This window comes from Pseudomonas sp. AC255 (assembly GCF_979258175.1).
This window is the reverse complement of the sequence record NZ_OZ409841.1, coordinates 4,653,122-4,679,002: the sequence shown is the minus strand read 5'-3', so window position 1 is coordinate 4,679,002 and position 25,881 is coordinate 4,653,122. Positions and strand designations below refer to the sequence as shown.

The following is a 25,881-nucleotide window of genomic DNA, read 5'->3' as shown; positions in this document are numbered from 1 at the left end:
AGATTTGTAACAGATATATCGCATTCGCGAGCAGGCTCGCTCCCACAGGGATTTTGGTGGGTCAGAGAAAGCAAGGCTGTGAGGGCCGGCAGCAGAACTGCCAGCCCCGTCACAAATCCGCAGGGTCTGATTCGATCATCAAACCCGGTGGGGCTCAGGCGTCGGGCGTCTGATCTTTCGGTGCATCGTGTGCATCAACATCATCATCGGTCGCCACTTCACCGTCAGGGTTCAGTGCCGCTTCTTCAGCGGTTTGCTTCTTGCGCTGAAGCTTTTCCTCTTTCTTCTGTTCCTTTGCCAGGTCTCGTTGACGTTTGGCGAAGGAGTAATTGGGTTTGGCCATGGGCGATCCTCTGGGGTCGAAGGTGAGGTTGAGCGGCGCGTATTCTGCCCTGTATCGGTGTCCGGGGTTAACCGGGTTTTTGGTCGACCCACTTGGGTGTGACGGTCGGCTGCCACTGATCGAGGGCGTCGAGCAGGGAATCTGGCGATTCGCTCACTTGCAGCATGTCACGGTGTGGCGCGCGAACGAAGCCTTCGCCGACGATATGATCGAGAAAAGCCGTGAGTTTGCTGTAGAAACTGTTCACTTCCAGCAGCCCCAAAGGCTTGCCGTGGTAGCCGAGCTGGCCCCAGGTCCAGACTTCGAACAGCTCCTCCAGCGTGCCGAGGCCGCCGGGCAGGGCAATGAATGCATCGCTGAGTTCGGCCATCCGCGCCTTGCGCGCATGCATGCCGTCGACCACTTCCAGGCGCGTCAGGCTCTTGTGGCCGATCTCTTTGTCCATCAGGCTTTGCGGAATGATGCCGATCACTTCGCCGCCAGCGGCCAGCGCGGCATCAGCCACAATGCCCATCAAGCCGACCGCGCCGCCGCCGTAGACCAGCGTCAGATTTCGCTCGGCCAATGCCCGGCCAAGGGCCACGGCAGCCTCAGTGTAGGCCGGCACGGTACCGGCATTGGCACCGCAAAACACACAAACGGATTTCAGCGACATGCGTTACTCCTGGGTCGATCAGGCGCACAGGGTAACGGCTGGCACGCTGCGCTCCAAGGGCTAGACTTCGCGTTCGGGTGATTCAAAAGTACCGCTGGCGCCACAAGCGTAGGCGGCGAGCAAGCTGCACAACAGGCCGTTAAAGAACATGACTGGCACTCCGTTTCAGTAGGTGGGCCGATCATAGGGCTGGCCGTACGAAATGGCCGTTAGATTGTGTCGATGGGTGTCATAGCCTGAAAGTTGTATACAATTTTTGACTCAAGTCATATGAACTTGCGATGATTTCAGGCAGTCTTTCCACCACTAGTGTTTTTGTTAACCCTGCCTTGGAGATTCACCATGTTTTCCAAAGTTGTTGCGGTATCCCTGCTGGCGCTGGCCAGCAGCCAATTGATGGCTGCCGAGTGCAAAACCACCGTTGATTCCACCGATCAGATGACCTTCAACACCAAGGAAATCGTGATCGACAAGAGCTGCAAGACCTTCACCGTCGAACTGACCCACTCCGGCAGCCTGCCGAAGACCGTCATGGGCCATAACCTGGTGATCAGCAAAGAAGCTGACATGCAGCCAATCGCTACCGACGGCCTGGCAGCCGGTATCGACAAGAACTACCTGAAAGATGGCGACGCCCGCATCATCGCCCACACCAAGATCATCGGCGCCAAGGAAACCGATTCGGTGACCTTTGATGTATCGAAGCTGGATGCCGCTGAAAAATACGGCTTCTTCTGCTCGTTCCCTGGCCATATCTCGATGATGAAAGGCACTATCGTCGTCAAGTAAACCAGGCACAAAAAAAGCGTCCCCCCGGGACGCTTTTTTGTGTAGGAGCTGCCGAAGGCTGCGATCTTTTGATCTTGATCTTGAAAGCAAGATCAAAAGATCGCAGCCTCGTTGCACTCGTCAGCTCCTACAGGCTCGTGCAGGCACTTCCATACCTCAAGGCGCAAACGGCATCACGCGCTTGTGATGAGTCTTGTTGTACGTGTCGACAATGATCTTCGCCGCCTCGTCCCGCACCGTTTCCCCGTGCAGAAACGCATCGATCTCGGCATAGGTCACGCCGTGCGCCGCTTCGTCCGGTTTGCCTGGCGAAAGATCTTCGAGGTCGGCGGTCGGGACTTTTTCGACCAGCGATTCCGGCGCGCCAAAGCTGCGGGCAATCGCACGCACCTGATTTTTCACCAAGCCACTGAGCGGGGCGAGGTCGCAGGCGCCATCGCCGAATTTGGTGAAGAAACCCATCACCGCTTCCGCCGCATGGTCGGTGCCAATCACCAGACCGCCCGCCACTCCGGCAATCGTGTACTGCGCCACCATGCGCATCCGCGCCTTGGTATTGCCCAGCACGAAATCCACCGACGCCGCCGGTTTGCCTTCGAACGCTGACACCTGAGCCGCCAGTGCCTTGACCGCCGGGCCGATGTTCACGGTGTGGATTTCGTCAGGGGCGATGCAGTCGAGCGAAGCCTTGGCGTCGTGCTCGTCGAACTGGGTTTCATACGGCAGGCGCACGGCGATGAATTTGTAGCGGTCGTCGCCGGTTTTTTCGCGCAGTTCACGTACCGCGCGCTGGGCCAGGAGGCCGGCGGTCAGTGAGTCGACGCCGCCGCTGATGCCCAGCACCAGGGTCTTGAGCCCGGAATTGACCAGACATTCCTGGATGAACGTCAGGCGCCGGGCGATTTCCGCCTGCAGGGCCTGATCGTCGGCGAACGGTGGTTGCACCTTGAGCTGCTCAGCAATCTCACGCTGTACGGCTTGCATGAATTCACTCCTTGCTAGATAGACTGGATTCGGCAGGAACCTTGAACACATGTCGCAAATAGGCGACGAAATTCGGATCTTTGCAGTGGGTCTTGCCAGGCTCGTCGGAGATCTTCGCCACCGGCTGGCCGTTGCAGGCGGTCATTTTAAGCACGATGCTCATCGGTTCGACACCCGGGATATCACAAGTGAGGTTGGTACCGATGCCGAAGCTCACATTGATGCGACCGTGCAGCGCGCGGAAAATCTCCAGCGATTTGGGCAGGGTCAGACTGTCGGAAAACACCAGGGTCTTGCTCATCGGGTCGATGCCGAGCTTGTGATAGTGCGCGATGCACTTTTCACCCCACGCCACCGGGTCCCCGGAATCGTGGCGCAGACCGTCGAAGAGCTTGGCGAAGAACAGATCGAAATCGCCAAGAAACGCATCGGTGGTAATGCAGTCGGTGAGGGCGATACCGAGCAGGCCACGGTATTCGCGAACCCAGCAATCGAGCGCGGCGATCTGGCTGTCGATCAGGCGCGGGCCGAGTTGCTGATGGGCCATGATCCACTCGTGAGCCATGGTGCCCAGCGGTTTCATGTCCAGCTCGCGGGACAGATGTACGTTGCTGGTACCGACGAAACGCCCGGGGAAATCATGCTTGAGCACGTTGACCACTTCGGCCTGCACGCCAAAGGAAAAGCGCCGACGCGTGCCGAAATCGGCGACCTGCAATTGCGACAGCTCATCGGCCGAAGCATTGGCGGTCAGCCAGTCGAACTTGCGATACAGCTGTTCGCGTGCCTGCTCCAGCGAAGTCTCCCGGTAGCGATAGCGATTGCGCACTTCGCTGACGATCGCCAGCAGCGGCACTTCGTAGAGGATCACATGCAGCCATGGCCCGCGCAGACGGATGAACAACTCTCCGTTCTCGATGCCGGTGTGCAGGTAACGCAGGTTGAAGCGGAACAGACCGAGGAAGCGCAGGAAATCCGGTTTCAGGAAGGTGATGCGCTCGAGGAAACTCAACTGATCGGCACTCAGGCTCAGTTCGGCCAAGCGCTCGATCTGATGACGGATCTCGGCCAGATACGGGCGCAGATCCTCGGCGTTGCGGCAGCGGAACTCCCATTCGACTTCGACGTTGGGGTAGTTGTGCAGCACCGCCTGCATCATCGTCAGCTTGTAGAAGTCGGTGTCGAGCAGGTTCTGCACGATGCGATCGGCAAACACACTCTCGCTCATAAACGGGTCTCCAGTTGCGCCGCGCCTGGCGCGGTCTATATCGATGGCGCTAGTGGCGCATATCGGCGGTGGGGATTGCCAGCATTTTTTCAGAGCGCCGCAGATCCACTGTGGGAGCGAGCCTGTTCGCGAATGCGGTGTGTCAGTTAAAGATGATGTGGCTGACCCGACGCTTTCGCGAGCAGGCTCGCTCCCACAGGGATCCCGGTTGACCTCACACCGGGCTATCGATTTGTTCAAGCATCCATTTCACAAAATCCCGCACCTTCGGCACTTCCGCCGCGTGCTCCGGGTAGGCCAGGTAATAGGCATCACTGCTGGGCATCGCATGCTGCCAGGGTATGACCAGTTTGCCTTCGGCCAATTCCTCTTCCACCAGAAACCGTGGCAGCAGCGCCACGCCACAGCCGACCTGGGCGGCGCGGATGCACATGTAAAAGGTTTCGAAACGCGGCCCGTGGTAGCTGTGTTCGGTGTGGTAGCCCTGACTGTCGAACCAGTCGTGCCAGGCCTGCGGTCGCGAGGCATTTTGCAGCAGCACCAGATCAGTGAGTTGCGTCGGGTCAGTGAATGGCGTGTCCGGCAGGCTGCCCGGGGCGCAGACCGGCACCAGTTGTTCGCCGAACAATTTCAGGCATTCGGTACCCGGTCGCGAAGCCTGGCCGAAATAGAAGGCCAGATCGCTGCGCCCCTGCAACAGATCATCGGCTTCCTGCTCGTTGCACAGATCCAGATGAATCGACGGATGGCGCAGGCGCCAGCCTTTCAGGCGCGGCACCAGCCAACGGGCGCCGAAGGTGGAAGGGGTAGAGACTCGCAGGACTTCGGTCTCGCCGCCGTAGGAACGCAGGTAATGCGTCGACATCTCCACTTGGCTGAGGATTTTTCTGACCTCGACCAGATACAAATCCCCGGCCGGCGTCATCTGCAAGCGCCGACGCACGCGGCGGAACAGCAAGTGCTGCAACAGTTCTTCAAGCTGTGCGACCTGTTTGCTCACCGCACTCTGGGTCAGGTTCAGCTCTTCGGCGGCGCGGGTAAAACTCAGGTGCCGGGTCACGGCCTCGAAGCATTGCAGCGCGGTGATCGAGGGCAAGTGGCGTCTGTTCAGCATGGCCAGTCCTTTTTCTTGTCTTTCGCTAGGCAGCATGAATAAACGGAATGATATCTGGCGTAAAGGTCGTTTGTTGCATCGCCGCAGTGAGGCTACAACTAAAGGCCTGCCCGGCCATGCAAAGGATGGCCGCACACATTCTGTTTTTGCTTGAGGAGAGACCGATGGTAGCCGCATTGCTTGATCGTCTGGGAGTCAACCCGGCCCTGTACCAGAACGGCAAGGTGCCGGTGCATTCGCCCATCGATGGCGGTGAAATTGCCTCGGTGAACTGGGAGGGCGCTGCCGAAGTCGAGCAGCACATCAGTCGCGCAGATCATGCATTCGAGCAATGGCGCCAGGTGCCGGCACCGCGTCGCGGTGAGCTGGTGCGTCAGTTCGGCGAAGTGTTGCGCGAGTACAAGGCCGATCTCGGCGAGCTGGTGTCGTGGGAGGCTGGCAAGATCACTCAGGAAGGCCTGGGTGAAGTACAGGAGATGATCGACATCTGCGACTTCGCCGTCGGCCTGTCGCGCCAGTTGTACGGTCTGACCATCGCCTCCGAGCGCCCGGGCCACCATATGCGTGAAACCTGGCATCCGCTCGGCGTGGTCGGCGTCATCAGCGCGTTCAACTTCCCGGTCGCAGTGTGGGCGTGGAACACCACCCTGGCGCTGGTCTGCGGCAACCCGGTGGTGTGGAAGCCATCAGAGAAAACCCCGCTGACCGCGCTGGCCTGTCAGGCGCTGTTTGATCGCGTAGTGAAGAATTTCAGCGATGCCCCGGCGAGCCTGTGCCAGGTGGTGATCGGCGGTCGCGATGCCGGCGAAGCGCTGGTCGATGATCCGCGTGTTGCGCTGATCAGCGCCACCGGCAGCACGCGCATGGGCCGCGAAGTGGCGCCGAAAGTCGCCGCGCGTTTCGCCCGCAGCATTCTTGAACTGGGTGGCAACAACGCGATGATCCTCGGCCCGAGCGCCGATCTGGACATGGCAGTGCGCGCGATTCTGTTCAGCGCCGTCGGCACCGCTGGGCAACGCTGCACGACTTTGCGCCGTCTGATTGCCCATGAGTCGGTCAAGGAAGAAATCGTCACCCGCCTCAAGGCTGCCTATTCGAAAGTACGCATCGGCCATCCGCTGCAAGGCAATCTGGTCGGCCCGCTGATCGACAAGCACAGCTTCGAAAACATGCAGGATGCGCTGGAACAGGCGCTGAGCGAAGGCGGCCGGGTGTTCGGTGGCAAGCGCCAACTGGAAGAGCAATTCCCCAATGCTTATTACGTGTCGCCGGCCATCGTGGAAATGCCCGAGCAGAGCGATGTGGTCTGCAGCGAAACCTTCGCGCCGATTCTCTACGTGGTCGGCTACAGCGATTTCGAGGAAGCGCTGCGCCTGAACAACGCCGTGCCGCAAGGCTTGTCATCGTGCATCTTCACCACCGATGTGCGTGAGGCCGAGCGGTTCATGTCGGCGGTCGGCAGTGACTGCGGCATCGCCAACGTCAACATCGGCCCGAGCGGCGCGGAAATCGGCGGCGCGTTTGGTGGCGAGAAAGAAACCGGCGGCGGCCGTGAGTCCGGCTCCGATGCCTGGCGCGCGTACATGCGGCGGCAGACCAATACCGTCAACTACTCGCTGGAATTGCCGTTGGCGCAGGGCATTACATTCGATTAAGCAGCTACAAGCTTCAAGCTACAAGCGTCAAGCAGACCGGCTTGCGGCTTGTAGCTTGTGGCTTGCGGCTGCTCCGACAGGAGCTTGGCAATGCCGTTACGCGAAGAATGTCTGTGGGAAACGCTCACGCCACAACGCCCGGATAACGCCGCGCTCAGTGGCGAGGTCAAGGTCGATGTCTGCGTGATCGGCGCCGGGTTCACCGGGTTGTCGGCGGCGCTGCATCTGTTGGAAAAAGGCAAAAGCGTCTGCGTGCTGGAAGCGCATCGCGCAGGGCACGGTGGCTCCGGGCGCAATGTCGGGCTGGTCAACGCCGGCATGTGGATTCCTCCGGACGAGATCGAAGCCGGGTTCGGCGAGGCGGTCGGCAGTCAGCTCAACCGCATGCTTGGTGCAGCGCCGGCGCTGGTGTTCAGCCTTGTGGATAAATACAACATCGATTGCCAGTTGCGCCGCGAAGGCACTTTGCACATGGCACATAACGCCAAGGGCGAGGCGGATTTGCGCAGTCGCGAGCAGCAATGGAAACGTCGTGGCGCGCCGGTCGAACTGCTCACCGGCAAGGCCTGCGAGCAAGCCACCGGCACGCAGAAAATCGCCGCCGCGTTGCTTGACCGCCGCGCCGGCACGCTCAATCCGATGGCCTATGTCACCGGGCTGGCCAATGCCGTGCGCGGGCTTGGCGGGCAGATGTTCGATCATTCGCCGGTGACTCGCCTCGAGCGCATCGGGCAGAACTGGTCGGTGCAAACCGCCCAGGGTTCGGTACTCGCTGAACAAGTGGTCATCGCCTCCAATGCCTATACCGAAGGCGACTGGACCGAGCTCAAGCGCAATTTCTTTCCCGGCTATTACTACCAGGTCGCCTCGGTGCCACTTACCGAAGACGCTGCGCAAGAAATTCTCCCGGGCGGGCAGGGCTCGTGGGACACCCGTCAGGTATTGAGCAGCATCCGCCGTGACAAGGACGGGCGCCTGTTGCTAGGCAGCCTCGGCAATGGCAACCAGAAACCGACCTGGTTTCTCAAAGCCTGGGCCGATCGGGTGCAGCAGCATTACTTCCCCAATCTGAAGCCGGTCGAGTGGCAGTGCACCTGGACCGGGCGCATTGCGTTTACACCTGATCACCTGATGCGTCTGTTCGAGCCGGCGCCGGGACTGGTGGCCGTCACCGGTTATAACGGTCGCGGCGTCACCACCGGCACGGTAGTCGGCAAAGCTTTCGCCGATTACCTGTGCAACGGCGATCCGCAGGCACTGCCGATTCCCTTCGCACCGATGCAGCCCCTGGCCGGTGTGGGCTTGCGCAGTTGCCTGTACGAGGCCGGGTTTTCCCTGTATCACGCGGGCCAGTGCCTGCGCATCGTTATTTGAGTGTTGAAATTTGTTGCCGCAAGCGGCGCTTTTGCATCCAGCGACTAGCCTGTAATGGTGCGGGTTGTAGCAGTCCCGCACCAGCAGTGTGCAGTTCGGTGACGCGGGCTGTTACAGGCTGGTTGCACGTCGTTTGTCGCTGCGGTTGCAATGATGGCGCGTGCGGGTTGCGCCTGAAAAAACAAATGGTTTCACCTTCCGCGGTTTAGACGGTTGCACGCCCAATGAAAATGGGACCGAAACAGTCGAAATAACAACAATGCAGCGACTTTTTGAAGAATAAAAAACCGATGGCACGGGCCTTGCTCTGAGCTTTGAGTGAAGTGAAGTCGCAGTGCCAACTAAAAAAACCTTGGAGCACCACCTCATGTCCCAGACGTTTTACAAGAAAGGCTTTCTGGCCCTCGCAGTCGCTACTGCGCTGGGTGTTTCTGCGTTTGCTCAAGCTGATATCAAGATCGGTGTAGCGGGTCCTATGACCGGTGCCAACGCGGCATTCGGCGAGCAGTACATGAAGGGTGCACAGGCGGCGGCCGATGCGGTCAACGCGGCGGGTGGCGTCAACGGGGAAAAAATCGTCCTGGTCAAAGGCGACGACGCCTGCGAACCGAAGCAGGCAGTGACGGTCGCCAAGGACCTGACCAACCAGAAAGTCGCCGGCGTGGTCGGTCACTTCTGCTCCTCTTCGACCATTCCAGCGTCGGAAATCTACGACGAAGCCGGGATCATCGCGATCACTCCGGGCTCGACCAACCCGCAAGTGACCGAACGCGGCCTCAGCGCCATGTTCCGTATGTGCGGACGTGACGACCAGCAAGGCATCGTTGCCGGCGACTACATCGTCGACATGCTCAAGGGCAAGAAAGTCGTTGTGCTGCACGACAAGGACACCTACGGCCAAGGCCTGGCTGACGCCACCAAGGCTCAGCTGGAAAAACGCGGCGTCAAGCCTGTGCTGTACGAAGGCCTGACCCGTGGCGAGAAAGACTTCAGCACCATCGTCACCAAGATCCGTGGCGCCGGCGCCGATGTCGTCTATTTCGGCGGCCTGCACCCGGAAGCCGGTCCGCTGGTTCGTCAGCTGCGTGAACAAGGTCTGAAAGACGTCAAGTTCATGTCCGACGACGGCATCGTGACCGACGAACTGGTGACCACCGCTGGCGGCCCGCAATTCACCGATGGCGTGCTGATGACCTTCGGCGCCGACCCGCGCCTGTTGCCGGAAAGCAAGACCGTAGTGGACGCGTTCCGCAAGGCCGGCACCGAGCCTGAAGGCTACACCCTGTACGCCTATGCCTCGGTTCAGACCCTGGCGGCAGCGTTCAATGGCGCGAAGAAAAACGACGGCGAAGCCGCTGCCAAGTGGCTGAAAGCCAACCCGGTGAAAACCGTGATGGGCGAGAAGACCTGGGACGCCAAAGGCGACCTGAAAGTCTCCGACTACGTGGTTTACCAGTGGGACAAGGACGGCAAATACCACCAGCTGGAAAAGCAGAAGTAAGGGCTGAAGCGATCACTCGGCTCACTTGAAACCCTGTGGGAGCGGGCTTGCCCGCGATGGCGTCAGGTCAATCGACACACGAGTTGGCTGATCCACCGCTATCGCTGGCAAGCCAGCTCCCACAGGATTCAGTGGCGATCGGGCTGATCACGCTCCGACATTGCTCCGACGTACATCTGTATTTTTCCTAGAAGAACCGCGCGTCATGGGCGCGCAGGTTCTCACTGCGTGAGATTGCGTTATGGATGGTATTTTCCTGCAGCAACTGGTCAATGGCCTGACCCTCGGGTCGGTCTATGGCCTGATCGCCATCGGCTACACAATGGTCTACGGCATCATCGGCATGATCAACTTCGCCCACGGCGAGGTTTACATGATTTCCGCTTACCTGGCGGCAATCAGTCTGGCTCTGCTGGCTTACTTCGGTATCGAATCCTTCCCGCTGCTGATGCTCGGTACGCTGATCTTCACCATCGTCGTCACGGCGGTATATGGCTGGGTCATCGAGCGTGTTGCCTACAAACCCCTGCGTAACTCGACCCGCCTGGCGCCGCTGATCAGCGCTATCGGTATTTCGCTGATTTTGCAGAACTACGCACAGATCGCCCAGGGCGCCAAACAACAGGGCGTGCCTACGCTGCTGACCGGTGCCTGGCGTGTTGAAGTCGGCACCGGCTTCGTGCAACTGACCTACACCAAAGTCTTCATCCTGATCGCCGCGTTTGTCGGCATGGGGCTGCTGACCTACATCATCAAATACACCAAGCTCGGCCGCATGTGCCGTGCGACCCAGCAAGACCGCAAGATGGCCTCGATCCTGGGGATCAACACCGACCGGGTGATTTCCTACGTGTTCATCATCGGTGCAGCCATGGCGGCACTGGCCGGTGTGCTGATCACCATGAACTACGGCACGTTCGACTTCTATGCCGGCTTCATCATCGGCATCAAGGCGTTCACCGCAGCGGTGCTGGGCGGCATCGGTTCACTGCCCGGCGCGATGCTCGGCGGGATCATCCTCGGCATCTCCGAGTCGCTGTTCTCCGGTCTGGTCAACTCCGACTACAAAGACGTGTTCAGTTTCTCGCTGCTCGTCCTCGTACTGGTCTTCCGGCCGCAGGGCCTGTTGGGCCGTCCTCTTGTGTCGAAGGTGTAAGCGATGTCTGCAACCACTGAAAAATCCATCGATATCAAAAAAAGTCTGGTCGAGGCGATTCTTGCCGGCCTGATTGCGCTGATCGTGTTCGGGCCGATTGTCGGCGTGGTCCTCGACGGCTACAGCTTCAACCTCGAAGCAACCCGTGTGGCGTGGATCATTGCCATCGTCATGGCCGGTCGCTTTGCCCTCAGCCTGTTCCTGCAAACCCCCAAGGGCCTGAAGATCCTCGACGGGTTCGAGAGCACCGGTTCCGGCGTGCACGTGCTGCCGGCGGACTACAAATCGCGGCTGCGCTGGATCATTCCGCTGATCATTGTGCTGGCGATCATCGTGCCGTTTGTCTCCAACTCCTATCTGCTGGGCGTGGTCATCCTTGGTTTGATCTACGTGCTGCTGGGGCTGGGGCTGAACATTGTGGTCGGTCTGGCCGGGCTGCTCGATCTCGGTTACGTGGCGTTCTACGCCATCGGCGCCTACGGTCTGGCATTGGGTTATCAATATCTGGGTCTGGGTTTCTGGACCGTGCTGCCGCTGGCGGCAATCACCGCAGGCCTGGCTGGCTGCATTCTCGGTTTCCCGGTGTTGCGTCTGCACGGTGACTATCTGGCGATCGTGACCCTGGGTTTTGGTGAAATCATTCGTCTGGTGCTGAACAACTGGCTGTCCCTGACCGGCGGCCCGAACGGCATGCCGGCGCCATTGCCGACGTTCTTCGGTCTGGAGTTCGGCAAGCGGGCGAAGGATGGCGGGGTGCCGTTTCATGAGTTCTTCGGCCTGACCTACAACCCGGACGTGAAGTATTACTTCATCTACGCGGTGCTTTTCCTGGTGGTGCTGGCGGTGTTGTACGTCAAGCATCGGCTGGTGAAGATGCCGGTCGGTCGCGCCTGGGAAGCCCTGCGCGAAGATGAAATCGCCTGCCGCTCGATGGGCCTCAACCACGTACTGGTCAAGCTCTCGGCGTTCACCATCGGTGCGTCGACGGCGGGTCTGGCCGGGGTGTTCTTCGCCACCTATCAAGGCTTCGTCAACCCGACCTCGTTCACCTTCTTCGAATCGGCGCTGATCCTCGCCATCGTCGTGCTCGGCGGCATGGGCTCGACCATCGGCGTGGTCATCGCCGCATTCGTGCTCACCGTCGCCCCGGAACTGCTGCGCGGCTTCGCTGAATACCGCGTGCTGCTGTTCGGCATCCTGATGGTGTTGATGATGATCTGGCGACCACGCGGGTTGATCCGCATCAGCCGCACCGGGGTCAAACCACGCAAAGGTGCCATTCACTACGAGAGGACTGCGCCATGAGTGAAGTCGTACTCTCTGTTGAAAAACTGATGATGCATTTCGGTGGCATCAAGGCTTTGAGCGATGTCAGCCTGAAGGTCAAACGCAATTCGATCTTCGCCCTGATCGGCCCCAACGGTGCTGGCAAGACCACGGTGTTCAACTGCCTGACCGGTTTCTATAAGGCCACGGGCGGCAAGATCGAACTCAACGTGCGCGGCCAGCAGACCAACGTCATCCAGTTGCTGGGCGAGTCGTTCAAAGCGACCGATTTCGTCTCGCCGAAATCCTTCCTCAGCCGCATGTACTACAAAATGTTTGGCGGTACTCACCTGGTGAACCGTGCCGGTCTCGCCCGTACGTTCCAGAACATTCGCCTGTTCAAGGAAATGTCGGTGCTGGAAAACCTGCTGGTGGCGCAGCACATGTGGGTCAACCGCAACATGCTCGCCGGCATCCTCAACACCAAGGGCTATCGCAAGGCCGAGAGCGATGCGCTGGATGTCGCGTTCTACTGGCTCGAAGTGGTCGATCTGGTGGACTGCGCCAACCGTCTGGCCGGTGAGCTCTCGTACGGCCAACAACGGCGTCTGGAAATTGCCCGGGCCATGTGCACGCGGCCGCAGATCATCTGCCTCGACGAACCGGCCGCCGGCCTCAATCCTCAGGAAACCGAAGCGCTCAGCGCGATGATCCGGCTGCTGCGCGACGAGCACGATCTGACCGTGGTGCTGATCGAACACGACATGGGCATGGTCATGAGCATTTCCGATCACATCGTGGTTCTCGACCACGGCATCGTCATCGCCGAAGGCGGGCCGGAAGCGATCCGCAATGATCCAAAAGTGATTGCGGCTTACCTGGGCGCCGACGAAGAGGAGCTGGTATGAGCCAACCGATCCTCGAACTGCGCAATCTGGACGTGTTCTACGGCCCGATTCAGGCGCTCAAAGGCGTTTCCCTGCAAATCAACGAAGGCGAGACCGTCAGCCTGATCGGCTCAAACGGCGCCGGCAAGTCGACCTTGCTGATGTCGATCTTCGGCCAGCCGAGAGCGGCGGGCGGGCAGATTCTCTATCAGGGCGTCGACATCACGCAGAAGTCCTCGCACTACATCGCCTCCAACGGTATCGCGCAGTCGCCGGAAGGGCGGCGGGTTTTCCCCGACATGACCGTCGAGGAAAACCTGCTGATGGGCACCATCCCGATTGGCGACAAGTACGCCAAAGAAGACATGCAGCGCATGTTCGAGCTGTTTCCACGGCTTGAGGAGCGACGCAATCAGCGGGCGATGACCATGTCTGGCGGTGAACAGCAGATGCTCGCCATCGCCCGTGCGCTGATGAGCCGGCCGAAGCTGTTGCTGCTCGATGAACCGAGCCTGGGTCTGGCGCCGATCGTGGTGAAGCAGATCTTCGCCACGCTGCGTGAGTTGGCAAAAACCGGGATGACGATTTTCCTCGTCGAGCAGAACGCCAACCATGCGCTGAAGCTGTCGGACCGGGCATATGTGATGGTCAACGGCGAAATCCGTCTGACCGGCACCGGCAAAGAGCTTTTGGTGAATGAGGAGGTGCGTAACGCCTATCTGGGCGGGCACTGATTCTTCTCGCGGTTGTACACAGCCCCGGCGACGAGAGTCCCGGGGCTTTTTTATTTTTTGGAATCCACCACAGGTAAATTGGCTAATTCCCGAAATTGTGGAAAACAAATTCCCCAAGCTGCCAAAGCGCGACATATAGACGCTGCAAATGGCTGTTTTTCCACAGTTTTGACTTGTCCCCGGTTACTGTGGAACTGGCTGTGAATAACGTGGGTGTATATGGTTGCAGGCCTTGTAATCCGGGGCCTCCAGGCTTGTGATTGTTTTTTGATCAGGCATTTTTGCTGGAGCGCGCGGCGTCGTTGTCAACCTTTTTCTGGGGGGCAGAGACATGGCAATTCCCTGTGCGCAAGCCTGTGGATAAGTCTGTGACTAAACTCTGGAAAGACCTCGCGGAGCGCCGTAATTGCTGGCCTCGCGCAATCACCCGGTGACACCGTCCGTCGTGCAAAATGCCCTGTCCCGCACATCCCCCGCCTCACGGTCAAGCAAAAAACTTTCCATTTCGCCCGCAAAGCCTTGTGTGGCGCGGCTTTGCACGTTTGAACTTGCCCCCGGAAACTGTGGAGCAGATTGTGGATAACATGCGTGCACATGGCTGCAGGCCACGCAGGCTAAGGTCTTGGCGCACTTGGTTGATTTTTGTACAGCTGGCAAGTGTTGCCCGTATTCGCGAGGGCGGGCATGCTGCCTGCTGATTTTCTATTCCAAGGGCTGCCGTGGCGGCCGAAGCAAGGAGAACACGATGTCCGACACCCTGTTTATCACCGGCGCGACGTCCGGTTTTGGTGAAGCCTGTGCCCGGCGTTTTGCCGAGGCTGGCTGGAAGCTGGTACTGACCGGCCGTCGTGAAGAACGCCTCAATGCCCTGTGCGCCGAACTGTCGAAGCAGACCGAAGTGCATGGTCTGGTTCTCGATGTGCGCGATCGCAAAGCGATGGAGGAGGCTATCGCCAACCTGCCGCCGTCGTTCGCCAAACTCCGTGGCCTGATCAACAACGCCGGCCTGGCGCTCGGCGTCGATCCGGCGCCCAAGTGCGATCTGGATGACTGGGACACCATGGTCGACACCAACGTCAAAGGCCTGATGTACGCCACTCGCCTGCTGCTGCCACGGCTGATTGCCCACGGCCGTGGCGCCGGTATCGTCAACCTCGGTTCCATCGCCGGTAACTACCCGTACCCGGGCAGCCACGTGTACGGCGCGAGCAAAGCCTTCGTCAAACAGTTCTCGCTGAACCTGCGTTGCGACCTGCAAGGTACTGGCGTGCGGGTCAGCAACATCGAACCCGGCCTGTGTGAAAGCGAGTTCTCGCTGGTACGTTTTGCCGGTGACCAGGAACGCTACAACGCCACTTACGCCGGCGCCGAGCCGATCCAGCCGCAGGACATCGCCGAGACGATTTTCTGGGTGATGAACACCCCGGCGCACATTAACATCAACAGCCTGGAGCTGATGCCGGTGAGCCAGACCTGGGCCGGGTTTGCCATCGAGCGTAACAAGGCTTGATACCGCGCTGAGGCCATTCGCGAGCAGGCTCGCTCCCACAGGAGAATGCATTCCAAGATGTGGGAGCGAGCCTGCTCGCGATAGCAATTGTTCGGTCAGCGAAGATACGCAGCCAAGCCGTGGTAGCAAGTCGCCAAATGATAAGGCGTGGTCGAAGGCATGTCCTTGCGGCTGACCTCTCCATTCTCATCGCGACACTCATGCCAGCCGCCGGCATGCAGAAACCGCTGCTGCAACGCCTGCAACTGGCGCAGCACCACCGCTTCGCTGTCCGCCCGCAAGGTCAGCGCGCGCAGGTATTCGGCTTGAGCCCAGATCCGTTGGGTCGAATCCCTTGGCCGTCCATTGCTTTCCAGATCAAGCATCGCCCGCACCGCGCAGCAGGACTCCAGCACGCCGTACTGCTCGGTGAGGGCAAATGCCCGATCCAGCGCCCGGTGCAGTTTCGAATCGCGCAACAGCGCCGACGATTCGAGCAGGAAATACCATTCGAACTGGTGCCCCGGCTCGTACCAGTTATCCACAGCACCCAGCGGCTTCTCCATCAACACGCCGTATTGCGGATCGACGAACTGCTTGTGCATGGCTGTGCATAACTCAAGCAGGGCCTTCTGCGTTTGCGGGTCTTCGCGCACCGCCAGGGTGGCCAGAAAGGCTTCGGCCAGATGCATCAGTGGATTTTGCAGTGGCCCGGTTTGCAGGGTGAGCCAGTCACGCTCAAGGCAGGCTTCGTACAAACCGTCGCCGGTGGCGAATCGGCGGCCGATGATTTCCAGCGCGGCGTTCAATGTCGACTCGGCCAGCGAATCCCGGGACTTGTCCCAGTAATGCGCGCAGGCGAACAGGATGAAGGCGTGGGTGTAGAGATCCTTGCGCTGGTCCAGCGGCTTGCCTTGCGCATCGATGCTGTAGAACCAGCCGCCGTGCTCGGCATCATGGAAATGCCGTTGCAGCGAACGGAACAACGCGGCGGCGCGGACTTCGGCGTTATCCACAACCCCGATCAGGCTGGAGAACAGATACAGCTGCCGTGCGCAGGCCATCGCCCGATAGCGCTGCACTGGCAACGGCTGGTGTGTAGCGTCCAGCGCCTCGTACGGCAACGCCATGTCGGCATTCCAGCCCGGGCCTTGCCACAGCGGCACGATCACGTCGAGGAAGTGCTGCTGCACTTGGCCAAACAGGGCGGTCAATTCGGGCAGGGCGGTGGAGCGGGAAGCGTGGGGCATGGGCGGGCGTCACGGGCTGGGGCGATTGCGCGACATGGTAGCAGAGAGGCAGCCTTTAAAGGTTTGGTGTCTGATCGGCCGTCATCGCTGGCAAGCCAGCTCCCACAAGGAAATTGAGTGTTCACACAATTGTGGACTTACCCAATAACCTGTGGGAGCTGGCTTGCCAGCGATGAGGCCGGCTCAGGCGATAGAGATTAGCCTGCCAGCAACCAGACCCCAGTCGCCGCCGAAGCCGCACCCGCCAACCGCACCAGCGGCGCCGCTGCCTGCGGAAGAACTCGCACCACGCCATAACCGAGCGCATGCAAAACCGCTGTCGCCGCGACAAACCCGGCCGCATACGCCCACGGGCTGCTCATTTCCGGCAGCTCCAGCCCATGCGCCACGCCATGGAACAGCGCAAACAGCGCCGTCGCTGCCACCGCCATCACCAGCGGCGGGCGCACCGCCAGTGCCACGGCCAGGCCCAGCGCCAAGACCGAGGCGGCAATCCCGCTTTCCAGCGCCGGCAACTCCAGCCCTTCAAAACCGAGCAGGCCGCCCAGCAGCATGGTGCCGACAAACGTGCACGGCAGCGCCCAGCGCGCCGCGCCTTGTTGCTGCGCCGCCCACAAACCGACGGCGAGCATTGCCAGCAAGTGGTCGAGCCCGCCGATCGGGTGGCTGATGCCCGCGATGAGGCCGCTGTCGCCATGCCCAGGGTGCGCGAAGGCCAGTGCCGGTGTCAGCAGCAGCGCCAGAGCGCCAAGAATGCGTTTGAGTGTCATGGATAAGCTTCCTTGTTGATAAGTGGATCAGGCGGCGGTCAGCAGGCCCTGGCGTTCGATGAAGGCGATGATTTCTTCAAGGCCCTGACCGGTTTTCTGGTTGCTGAACACGAACGGCTTGCCGTTGCGCATGCGTTTGGTGTCGCTGTCCATCATTTCCAGCGAGGCGCCCACCAGTGGCGCGAGGTCGATCTTGTTGATCACCAGCAGGTCGGACTTGCAGATCCCCGGGCCGCCCTTGCGCGGCAGCTTGTCGCCGGCGGAGACGTCGATCACGTAGATGGTCAGATCCGACAGCTCCGGGCTGAAGGTCGCCGAGAGGTTGTCGCCGCCGGATTCCACCAGAATCAGATCCAGCCCGGGAAAACGCCGGTTCAGTTGATCGACCGCCTCGAGGTTGATCGAGGCGTCTTCGCGGATCGCCGTGTGCGGGCAGCCGCCGGTTTCCACGCCGATGATCCGCTCCGGCGCGAGGGCTTCGTTGCGCACCAGGAAATCGGCGTCTTCGCGGGTGTAGATGTCGTTGGTGACCACGGCGAGGTTGTAACGCTCGCGCAGGGCCAGGCACAGGGCCAGGGTCAGCGCGGTTTTGCCGGAACCGACCGGGCCGCCGATGCCGACACGCAGAGGTTGTGTATCCATTTCATTCTCCAAAATAAACAGCCCTAAGAGCGGAAGAGACGGCTGTACTGGCGCTCATGGGCCATGCACGCCAGGGACAGGCCGAAAGCGGCGCTGCCGATGTGTTCGGGATTGATACGGGTTGCATCGTGCTGCACCTGTTGCAGCAGCGGCAGCAGTTCGCTGGTCAGGCGCTGGGCGGCTTGCTGGCCCAGCGGCAGGGTTTTCATCAACACGGCGAGCTGGTTTTCCAGCCAGCTCCACAGCCACGCGGCAAGAGCGTCCTGCGGGGTGATGCCCCAGGCGCGTGCCGCCAGTGCCCAGCACAGGGCCAGATGCGGTTCTGTGGTCTGGTCAAGAAAGTCGCGGGCGGGCGCGTCGAGTTCCGGCAAACCGTTCAACAACTGCTGCAGGGAGTAGCCCATTTGCCGGCTCTCTAGATGCAGCTCACGGGTTTCGCGACTGGCGCGGTGGCTCTCGCAGAGCTGCCGTAGTTCGGCCCAGTTTTCATCTGCTGCGACCTGGCAATGCGCCAACAGCAGGGGCGCTTCGAAGCGCGCGAGATTGAGCAGCAGTTGATCGCTGATCCAGCGGCGGGCTCCGTCCGGGTTGTGGACCCGGCCATTATCCACCGCCATTTCCAGACCCTGGGAATAGCTGTAGCCGCCAATCGGCAATTGCGGACTGGCCAGACGCAGCAGCGCCCAGGCCGGATTCACAGGCGCACGCCGAACTGATGGAGTTTCGGCGCGTAGTTGAAGTCTTCGTCACCGTGCCGGGAATGATGATGGCCGCCGCCGTAAGCGCCGTGCTCCGGCTGGAACGGCGCTTCGATAGCCTCGACCTGTGCGCCGAGCTGTTCGAGCATCGCCTTGAGTACGTAATCGTCGAGCAGGCGTAGCCAGCCATCGCCGACTTGCAGGGCGACATGGCGGTTGCCGAGGTGATAGGCCGCGCGGGTCAGTTCGAACGCATTGGCGCACGTGACATGGAGCAGTTGTTCGGGGCGGGCGCAGACGCGGACCACACGGCCGTCTTCAGCCTGCAGGCATTCGCCGTCATACAGCGGTGGCTGGCCGCGCTCCAAAAACAACCCGACGTCTTCGCGTTCGGCACTGAAACAGCGCAAACGGCTTTTGCTGCGCGCTTCGAAGGTCAGGTGCAGCTCGGCGGCCCAGACGGGTTGAGGGTCGATTCTGCGATGAATCACCAGCATCGGAAAGCTTCCAGCAATGAACGTTGATTGGGCTAGAGCAAGGGCCGCGCCAATCGGGCGATCTGTAGGAAATAGCTGTCGGCACGTGCCTGATATTTCAACAGGCGCGGCGATTCTGGAAGGTTTTGGTGCATGAAGGATTTGTCATGCACCAAAGCGAGGCTGTGGCGGATGTTCAATGTGGGAGCGAGCCTGCTCGCGAATGCGCCGTGTCAGACAGATGTATTCAGCTGATCCAGCGCTTTCGCGAGCAGGCTCGCTCCCACAGGGGCTTTGCGCTGTGTCAGATGGAGAAGGGATTACTCGGTACTGCCCAGCCCTTGCCAGTGCTTGAGGCCGATAAAAATGAAGCGCAGTTGCTGGGTGATCTTCGCCTGCGGCGTCAGATGCTCCGGCAAGGCCTCGGCGGGCGGGTCGATGATGTCGGGGAGGGTGGCGAACACCGATTTGACGATCAGGTCGGCGATCACGCTCAGACCGGCGATGTCCAGATGTTGCAGCTTGGGCATCAGCGCCAGGTCCGCCGCGAGGTCGGCGCTGATGTTCTCCCGCAGGCGTCCGATCGCCTGGCGTACCGGCAGCGAGCCGCCGTATTGTTCGCGGGCGAGAAACAGGAATTGCGAGCGGTTGGCGTTGACCACATCAAGGAAGATGCGCACCGAAGCGTCGATGATGCCGCCCATGACGAATTCATTGTGCCGCACCAGGCGGATGGTCTCGCGGAAGGTCTGGCCGACTTCGCTGACCAGTACCAGACCCAACTCGTCCATATCGGCAAAGTGCCGGTAGAAACCGGTGGGCACGATGCCGGCGGTCTTGCTCACTTCGCGCAGGCTCAGGCTGCCGAATCCTCGGCCGCTTTCCATCAGGTGGCGGGCAGCGTCCATGAGGGCGTTGCGGGTCTGTTGTTTCTGTTCGGCGCGGGGCAGCATCGCAGGGTGTGTTCTTCGGCAGGACAAGCGCCGCACTCTAGCAAATCGGCTTTGTCGGCGTCGAACGGGGAGTCGTGCAGCGAGGGTTTTACAGAAGCTGAAAAGTCAAAAGCCCAATCCGCTGATTGGGCTTTTTTGCCGGGCCGTCATGGGCTCAGCTCAATTTGCTGTTGCGTTCGATCACACGGTCACCACCGCCTTCAGCGAGGGCTTGACCCAGTGGGGTTTTATCGAAGCCGTCATCAGCCAGGGTCTGGCCCTGTGGAGTGCGCTCGGAACCATCAGATGCGAGGGTTTGGCCTTGTGGGGTGCGCTCGGTACCGTCGGAGGCGAGGATCTGACCTTGTGGTGTGCGATCCGAACCATCCTGAACCAGGCCTTTTTCTTCAAGGCGATTGCGACCGTTTTCAGCCAGGGCCTGGCCTTGAGGGGTGCGATCCGAGCCGTCTTGAACCAGGCCTTTTTCTTCGAGGCGGTTGCGGCCGTTTTCAGCCAGGGTCTGACCCTGTGGAGTGCGCTCGGAACCGTCGGAAGCTACGGTCTGGCTAAACACCGAGTGGCTCGATTTGATTTGCGGAGTGGCCTGATCGGCAGCGGGCAGGGCGAAAGCAGTGCTGGCTAGCATCGACAGGGTAAGGCTGAGCAGTAATTGGCGTTTCATGATAGTGGCTCCTTGGGAGGGCGATAAAGTGGGTACGAGGGCAATGCTACTCTCGATAAGTCGATATAAAAGTTCATAAACGCAATGGTAATAATCAACAGAATTGATTGTTCAGCGCGAAGGCTCTAGATCGGGCCTTTGCGGGCGACGGTTTTGCACCTTCGTGGGTATTTTCGACTCACTCGTGCCTCCCAAAAGTGCGGGTCGCGGTAACACTGCTCGACCGATCGGTCAGTTTTGCCGGGCTTTTTATGGCTTAAACTGCCTTTCGATTAAACCTGCGGGCCTTTCGCCAGTCACAGACTGCATAGGGGCCGCTTCGGTCTGCCGTTTCAGCTGTGCGTCGGGTAATCGGCGTGCGGTCGTGATCAGGAGCTTTGTGCATGACGCGCACTGGAAAAATCTTCAGCTGGACCTTCGCCATCCTCGTGCTGCTGCTGGCAGCCTTGATTCTGATCATCGTGTTCTTCGACTGGAACCGGATCAAACCGACGATCAACGCCAAAGTCTCGGAAGAACTGCACCGGGCGTTTGCCATCAATGGCAACCTCGCGGTGATCTGGCAGCGCGAGCCGGAAGAAGGCGGCTGGCGTGCCTGGGTGCCGTGGCCGCACGTGGTCGCCGAGGACTTGAGCTTGGGCAACCCGGACTGGTCGAAGCAGGCGCAGATGGTCACGCTCAAACGCGTTGAACTGCGCATTTCGCCGCTGGCCCTGCTGGCCCAGCGCGTGGTGATTCCGCGCATCGACCTGACCGAGCCGAATGCCGAGCTGCAACGTCTGGCCGATGGCCGCGCCAACTGGACGTTCAAATTCGATCCCAAGGACCCGAACGCCGAGCCGTCGAGCTGGGTGGTCGATATCGGCGCGATCGGTTTCGACAAGGGCCACGTGACCCTCGACGACCAGACCTTGAAGACCAACCTCGATGTGCTGATCGACCCGCTCGGCAAGCCGATTCCCTTCAGCGAGATTGTCGGCGACAAAGCGGCGAAAACCGCTCAGGACAAGGGCGGCGCACCGCAGGACTATGCCTTTGCACTCAAGGTCAAAGGCCAGTACCACGGGCAGAACCTCACCGGGCTGGGCAAGATCGGCGGGTTGCTGGCGTTGCAGGACGCGAGCAAGCCGTTCCCGTTGCAGGCCCAGGCGAAGATTGGCGACACCCGTATCGAACTGGCCGGCACCTTGACTGACCCGCTGAATCTCGGCGCCCTTGATCTGCGCCTGAAGCTCGCTGGCGACAGCCTCGGCAATCTTTACCCGCTGACCGGCGTGACGCTGCCGGACACCCCACCGTATTCCACCGACGGCCACCTGATCGCCAAGCTGCATGACGAGGCCGGGGCGAAATTCACTTATGAAAAATTCAACGGCAAGATCGGCGACAGTGACATCCACGGCGACCTCACCTACGTGGCCAGCCAGCCACGGCCGAAACTCACGGGTGCGTTGCTCTCCAATCAACTGCTGTTCGCCGACCTTGCGCCGTTGATCGGTGCCGATTCCAACACCGAGCAAAAGGCCCGTGGCGGCGCGAGCAAGCAGCCAGCAGACAAAGTCCTGCCGGTCGAAGAATTCAAAACCGATCGCTGGCGGGCGATGGACGCCGATGTCGAGTTCACCGGCAAACGCATCGTCCACAGCGAGAAGCTGCCGTTCAACGACCTCTATACCCATCTGAAACTCAACGACGGCGAGCTCAGCCTGGAACCGCTGCGCTTTGGTGTCGCCGGCGGCACGCTGGATGCGCTGATTCGCCTCAATGGCCGCACCGAGCCGCTGGAAGGCCGGGCGCGTTTGACCGCACGCAAATTCAAACTCAAAGAGCTGTTCCCGACCTTCGAACCGATGAAAACCAGTTTCGGTGAGCTCAATGGCGATGCCGACATCAGTGGCCGGGGCAACTCCGTGGCCAAGCTGCTCGGTGGTGCCAACGGTAATCTGAAGATGCTGATCAACGACGGTGCAATCAGCCGTGAGTTGATGGAGCTGGCCGGGCTCAACGTCGGTAACTACGTGGTCGGCAAGATCTTTGGCGACAAGGAAGTGAAGATCAACTGCGCGGCGGCGGACTTCGACATCAAGACCGGCCTGGCGACCACACGGCTGTTTGTCTTCGATACCGAGAACGCAATCATCTACATCGATGGCACGGCGAACATGGCCACCGAACAACTCGATCTGACCGTGACCCCGGAATCCAAAGGCTGGCGTCTGATCTCGCTGCGCTCGCCGCTGTATGTGCGCGGCAAGTTCATCAAACCGGATGCCGGCGTCAAAGCCGTACCGTTGATGCTGCGCGGGGCGGGGATGGTTGCGCTGGGCGTGATTGCCGCACCGGCGGCGGGGTTGCTGGCACTGGTGGCGCCGAGCGGTGGCGAGCCGAATCAATGTGCACCGTTGCTGGAGCAGATGAAGCAGGGCAAGGCGCCGGTGACCGTTAAACCCAGCAAGTAAGCAGGGCAGATCAAAAGATCGCAGCCTTCGGCAGCTCCTACATTTGGAATGCGTTCCCCCTGTAGGTGCTGCTGAAGGCTGCGATCTTTTGCTGTTAAGGGTTACAGATCGTTGAGGATATCCGCCATGTCGTCGGCGTGTTCTTCTTCCTGGGCGAGGATGTCTTCGAAGATGCGGCGGGTGGTCGGGTCTTTTTCACCGATGTACTGGATGATTTCGCGATAGCTGTCGATAGCAATGCGCTCGGCCACCAGATCTTCGTAAACCATTTCCTTGAGCGTATTGCCAGCCACGTATTGCGCGTGGGACATCTTGCTCAGCAGGTCAGGGTTGAACTCAGGCTCACCGCCCAGTTGCACAATGCGTTCGGCGAGGCGATCGGCGTGCTCGGCTTCCTGGTTGGCGTGTTCGAGGAATTCGTCGGCGGCGACGTTGGCTTTCAGGCCGTTGGCCATGAAGTAGTGGCGCTTGTAGCGCAAGGTGCACACCAGCTCGGTGGCCAGCGACTCATTGAGCAAACGCAGTATTTCTTCACGGTTGGCGTTGTAACCCTCGGTGACCGCGCCGTTTTCCACGTGTTGCCGCGCGCGCTCGCGCAGGGTTTGAACATCAGACAAATGCACGTCACTCATTTCATTCTCCTGGAGGCTAATCCGATAGGCGCCACGTTCTGAAGACGCGGTCGCTACTCAGGGTGTGAGTCTTGAGCGAAGCGAAAAGTTTTATGCGATTTACGCCGGACGCGCTGCAGGAACTGTTGAAGACTGCTATGTCGGGAGGGCCTGGCGCTGGTCAATCCGGTTTCGGTGGAGCGGATCGTGGCGGGCTGAAGTAGGCTCATCGTTCAGTTGTCATCGTCACGTTGGATGCTTGGCGGGCGTCTTGCAGGTCTGGCATCCACTCACCGCGCACAAGGATGTACCCCATGTCGACACGTTATCCACTGGTGCTGGTGCCGGGCATGCTCGGCTTTGTCCGGCTGGTGCTTTATCCGTATTGGTTCGGCATAATCAAGGCCTTGCGCCGTGGTGGTGCGACGGTGGTCGCGGTGCAGGTCTCGCCACTCAACTCCACGGAAGTGCGCGGCGAGCAATTGCTGGCGCGGATCGAGGAAATCCTGCGCGAGAGCGGGGCGCCGAAGGTCAATCTGTTCGGTCACAGCCAAGGCGCGTTGACCGCACGGTATGCGGCAGCGAAGCGTCCGGATCTGGTGGCCTCGGTGACTTCGGTGGCCGGTCCGAATCATGGTTCCGAGCTGGCTGATTATCTGGAAAAGCACTATCCCGGTAGCAGTGCCAAGGGCCGCTTGCTCGAAGCGTTGCTGCGCTTGATCGGCTGGGTCATGGCATTGCTCGACACGGGTTATCACGGGCCGAAACTGCCGGTGGATATCCACGGTTCCCACCAATCGCTGACCACGGCGGGCGTTGCAATATTCAATCAGCGTTATCCACAAGGGCTGCCGGAAGTCTGGGGCGGCCAGGGGCCGGAAGAGGTCAACGGTGTGCGCTATTACTCTTGGTCAGGGACGCTGCAACCGGGCAAGACCGATCGTGGCGGCAATCTTTTTGACGGCACCAACCGAAGTTGTCGCTTGTTTGCCAAGACCTTCGTCCGTGAGCCGGGGCATTGCGATGGCATGGTCGGCCGTTACAGCTCGCATCTGGGCACGGTGATCGGTGATGACTATCCGCTGGATCATTTCGACATCGTCAATCAGTCGCTGGGCCTGGTGGGCAAGGGCGCGGATCCGGTAAGGCTGTTTGTCGAGCATGCGGCGCGGCTGGAGGCTGCAGGGTTATAGCCAAACAGACCGCGTCATCGTTCTTCGCGAGCAGGCTCGCTCCCACAGGTGTCTGCATTTCAATGTGGGAGTGAGCCTGCTCGCGAAGGAGTCTTATCAGGCAACGCTGACCCGGCGGCCCAAAACGGTGGTCCAGCGCTCCGACAAAACCACCCCACCCAAGGTCAGCAAACCGCCCACCAGGTGATACATCGCTAACTGTTCCTTCAGCACCAGCGCTGCGATCAACGCGGTAATCAGCGGCAGCAGATTGAAGAACAACGTCGTCCGGCTCGGTCCCAGCCGCTGCACCGCTTGCATCCACGCCAGCGGCGCGACCATCGAAGCCAGCAGGCATGCATAGAGCACCAGCGGCACGTTCTGCAGATTCAAACCGGTCTTCGGCGAAACAGCGAACAACGGAAACAACACCACAATCGCCACCAGCACCTGCAAGTACAGCAGGACCAGCGGCGGCAGGCGCAGTTGCCACTTTTTCAGCAGCGTGCTGTAAACCGCGTAGGCCAGCGTGGCGATCAGCATCATCGCATCGCCCAGATTGACCCCGTGTTGCAGCAGCGCTCCGAGGCTGCCGGATGACACCACCACCAGCACGCCAGCGAACGACAGCACCGCACCGACCAGCGCACCAGTCGTCAGGCGCTGGCCGAGGCTGATGATCGCCATGGCCAGCGACATCAATGGCATCAGCGACAGGATGATGCCCATGTTGGTCGCGGTGGTCAGTGTTGCGGCGAAATAGGCGAGGCTCTGATACACCGCCATACCGAGCACGCCGAGGACGAAAATCCGCCTCAGGTTCGGCCGAATCTGCGGCCAGTGGGCGATGACTTTCTTCAGCATGAATGGCGTGAACAGCACGCCGGCCAGCAGCCAGCGATAGAAACCGATCTCGGCCGGGAAGATCGCCCCGACCGCCAGTTTGTTGATCACGGTGTTGCCGGCCCAGATGAAAATCGCCAGCAGGGGAAACGCGTATTGCATGGGACAAAA

25 protein-coding genes are annotated in these 25,881 nt (G+C 60.3%); 11 read left to right on the top strand and 14 right to left on the bottom strand.

Annotated elements, in window-relative coordinates:
* Positions 1-154 precede the first annotated feature (154 nt).
* A complete protein-coding gene (locus tag ACZZ0K_RS21195) occupies positions 155-343 on the bottom strand; it encodes a hypothetical protein (RefSeq protein WP_258707524.1) in 189 nt (62 codons plus the stop codon).
* A gap of 67 nt (positions 344-410) precedes the next feature.
* Positions 411-998: an LOG family protein gene (locus ACZZ0K_RS21190; RefSeq protein WP_252885226.1), complete on the bottom strand. Its 588-nt coding sequence runs from the start codon at positions 996-998 to the stop codon at positions 411-413.
* A 342-nt stretch (positions 999-1,340) separates the two neighbouring features.
* Here ACZZ0K_RS21190 and azu point away from each other — a divergent pair, with 342 nt between their 5' ends.
* Positions 1,341-1,787, top strand: coding sequence for an azurin (gene azu / locus ACZZ0K_RS21185; RefSeq protein WP_252885227.1), 447 nt, complete (start codon positions 1,341-1,343; stop codon positions 1,785-1,787).
* Between the two features lie 156 nt (positions 1,788-1,943).
* On the opposite strand, the gene nadE is transcribed toward azu, so the two are convergent.
* The 3 genes from nadE to ACZZ0K_RS21170 all read right to left on the bottom strand — a co-directional run bounded on the left by nadE (position 1,944) and on the right by ACZZ0K_RS21170 (position 5,113).
* A complete protein-coding gene (nadE, locus tag ACZZ0K_RS21180; protein WP_122508595.1) occupies positions 1,944-2,771 on the bottom strand; it encodes an ammonia-dependent NAD(+) synthetase in 828 nt (275 codons plus the stop codon).
* Between the two features lie 4 nt (positions 2,772-2,775).
* Positions 2,776-3,999: a nicotinate phosphoribosyltransferase gene (gene pncB, locus ACZZ0K_RS21175; RefSeq protein ID WP_076565435.1), complete on the bottom strand. Its 1,224-nt coding sequence runs from the start codon at positions 3,997-3,999 to the stop codon at positions 2,776-2,778.
* Between the two features lie 214 nt (positions 4,000-4,213).
* Positions 4,214-5,113, bottom strand: a complete 900-nt coding sequence (locus ACZZ0K_RS21170) for a LysR family transcriptional regulator (protein WP_041480716.1) — start codon at positions 5,111-5,113, stop codon at positions 4,214-4,216.
* A gap of 164 nt (positions 5,114-5,277) precedes the next feature.
* Between ACZZ0K_RS21170 and amaB the strand changes: the two genes are divergently transcribed.
* The 8 genes from amaB (at position 5,278) to ACZZ0K_RS21130 (ending at position 15,196) form a co-directional block, all read left to right on the top strand.
* Entirely contained in the window at positions 5,278-6,768 is a 1,491-nt protein-coding gene (gene amaB, locus ACZZ0K_RS21165; protein WP_463559316.1) for an L-piperidine-6-carboxylate dehydrogenase, read from the top strand.
* Between the two features lie 90 nt (positions 6,769-6,858).
* The gene (gene amaA, locus ACZZ0K_RS21160; protein WP_150741654.1) at positions 6,859-8,142 is read left to right on the top strand and encodes an L-pipecolate oxidase; all 1,284 of its coding nucleotides are present in this window, start codon (positions 6,859-6,861) and stop codon (positions 8,140-8,142) included.
* Between the two features lie 367 nt (positions 8,143-8,509).
* Positions 8,510-9,643, top strand: a complete 1,134-nt coding sequence (locus tag ACZZ0K_RS21155; RefSeq protein WP_041480713.1) for an ABC transporter substrate-binding protein — start codon at positions 8,510-8,512, stop codon at positions 9,641-9,643.
* A 241-nt stretch (positions 9,644-9,884) separates the two neighbouring features.
* Positions 9,885-10,799 (top strand): ABC transporter permease subunit, encoded by a 915-nt coding sequence (locus tag ACZZ0K_RS21150; RefSeq protein WP_041480712.1) that lies wholly within the window; start codon positions 9,885-9,887, stop codon positions 10,797-10,799.
* Positions 10,800-10,802: 3 nt separating this feature from the next.
* Positions 10,803-12,104, top strand: a complete 1,302-nt coding sequence (gene livM / locus ACZZ0K_RS21145; RefSeq protein WP_024011385.1) for a high-affinity branched-chain amino acid ABC transporter permease LivM — start codon at positions 10,803-10,805, stop codon at positions 12,102-12,104.
* Complete coding sequence (locus ACZZ0K_RS21140) at positions 12,101-12,973, top strand: ABC transporter ATP-binding protein (protein ID WP_041480710.1); 873 nt, start codon at positions 12,101-12,103, stop codon at positions 12,971-12,973. The genes livM and ACZZ0K_RS21140 overlap by 4 nt, the downstream gene beginning before the upstream one ends.
* Positions 12,970-13,686 carry an ABC transporter ATP-binding protein gene (locus ACZZ0K_RS21135; protein WP_016771915.1) on the top strand — a complete coding sequence of 239 codons (717 nt, stop codon included), beginning with the start codon at positions 12,970-12,972 and terminating at the stop codon, positions 13,684-13,686. Before ACZZ0K_RS21140 ends, ACZZ0K_RS21135 begins: the two co-directional genes overlap by 4 nt.
* 745 nt (positions 13,687-14,431) lie before the next feature.
* Positions 14,432-15,196 carry an SDR family oxidoreductase gene (locus tag ACZZ0K_RS21130; protein ID WP_016771914.1) on the top strand — a complete coding sequence of 255 codons (765 nt, stop codon included), beginning with the start codon at positions 14,432-14,434 and terminating at the stop codon, positions 15,194-15,196.
* A 95-nt stretch (positions 15,197-15,291) separates the two neighbouring features.
* On the opposite strand, the gene ACZZ0K_RS21125 is transcribed toward ACZZ0K_RS21130, so the two are convergent.
* The 7 genes from ACZZ0K_RS21125 to ACZZ0K_RS21095 all read right to left on the bottom strand — a co-directional run bounded on the left by ACZZ0K_RS21125 (position 15,292) and on the right by ACZZ0K_RS21095 (position 20,625).
* Complete coding sequence (locus ACZZ0K_RS21125) at positions 15,292-16,425, bottom strand: AGE family epimerase/isomerase (RefSeq protein WP_463559315.1); 1,134 nt, start codon at positions 16,423-16,425, stop codon at positions 15,292-15,294.
* Positions 16,426-16,622: 197 nt separating this feature from the next.
* Positions 16,623-17,195 carry a HupE/UreJ family protein gene (locus ACZZ0K_RS21120; RefSeq protein ID WP_125917516.1) on the bottom strand — a complete coding sequence of 191 codons (573 nt, stop codon included), beginning with the start codon at positions 17,193-17,195 and terminating at the stop codon, positions 16,623-16,625.
* A 27-nt stretch (positions 17,196-17,222) separates the two neighbouring features.
* Positions 17,223-17,837 carry an urease accessory protein UreG gene (ureG, locus tag ACZZ0K_RS21115; RefSeq protein WP_016771910.1) on the bottom strand — a complete coding sequence of 205 codons (615 nt, stop codon included), beginning with the start codon at positions 17,835-17,837 and terminating at the stop codon, positions 17,223-17,225.
* A gap of 23 nt (positions 17,838-17,860) precedes the next feature.
* Positions 17,861-18,535, bottom strand: a complete 675-nt coding sequence (locus ACZZ0K_RS21110; protein ID WP_463559314.1) for an urease accessory protein UreF — start codon at positions 18,533-18,535, stop codon at positions 17,861-17,863.
* The gene (gene ureE / locus ACZZ0K_RS21105; protein ID WP_252883090.1) at positions 18,532-19,032 is read right to left on the bottom strand and encodes an urease accessory protein UreE; all 501 of its coding nucleotides are present in this window, start codon (positions 19,030-19,032) and stop codon (positions 18,532-18,534) included. Before ureE ends, ACZZ0K_RS21110 begins: the two co-directional genes overlap by 4 nt.
* 299 nt (positions 19,033-19,331) lie before the next feature.
* On the bottom strand, positions 19,332-19,964 hold the full coding sequence (locus ACZZ0K_RS21100; RefSeq protein WP_056787610.1) for a TetR family transcriptional regulator: 633 nt from the start codon (positions 19,962-19,964) through the stop codon (positions 19,332-19,334).
* 154 nt (positions 19,965-20,118) lie between these two features.
* A complete protein-coding gene (locus ACZZ0K_RS21095; protein WP_065615518.1) occupies positions 20,119-20,625 on the bottom strand; it encodes a hypothetical protein in 507 nt (168 codons plus the stop codon).
* 383 nt (positions 20,626-21,008) lie between these two features.
* Between ACZZ0K_RS21095 and ACZZ0K_RS21090 the strand changes: the two genes are divergently transcribed.
* Complete coding sequence (locus ACZZ0K_RS21090) at positions 21,009-23,084, top strand: AsmA family protein (protein ID WP_463559313.1); 2,076 nt, start codon at positions 21,009-21,011, stop codon at positions 23,082-23,084.
* A 101-nt stretch (positions 23,085-23,185) separates the two neighbouring features.
* Here the strand turns inward: ACZZ0K_RS21090 and ACZZ0K_RS21085 are convergent, their stop codons facing one another.
* Positions 23,186-23,716 (bottom strand): ferritin-like domain-containing protein, encoded by a 531-nt coding sequence (locus ACZZ0K_RS21085; protein ID WP_463559312.1) that lies wholly within the window; start codon positions 23,714-23,716, stop codon positions 23,186-23,188.
* Between the two features lie 293 nt (positions 23,717-24,009).
* On the opposite strand from ACZZ0K_RS21085, the gene ACZZ0K_RS21080 reads away from it, so the two are divergent.
* On the top strand, positions 24,010-24,888 hold the full coding sequence (locus ACZZ0K_RS21080) for an esterase/lipase family protein (protein ID WP_463559311.1): 879 nt from the start codon (positions 24,010-24,012) through the stop codon (positions 24,886-24,888).
* Between the two features lie 96 nt (positions 24,889-24,984).
* On the opposite strand, the gene ACZZ0K_RS21075 is transcribed toward ACZZ0K_RS21080, so the two are convergent.
* A complete protein-coding gene (locus ACZZ0K_RS21075) occupies positions 24,985-25,872 on the bottom strand; it encodes a DMT family transporter (RefSeq protein WP_463559310.1) in 888 nt (295 codons plus the stop codon).
* Positions 25,873-25,881: the final 9 nt, after the last annotated feature.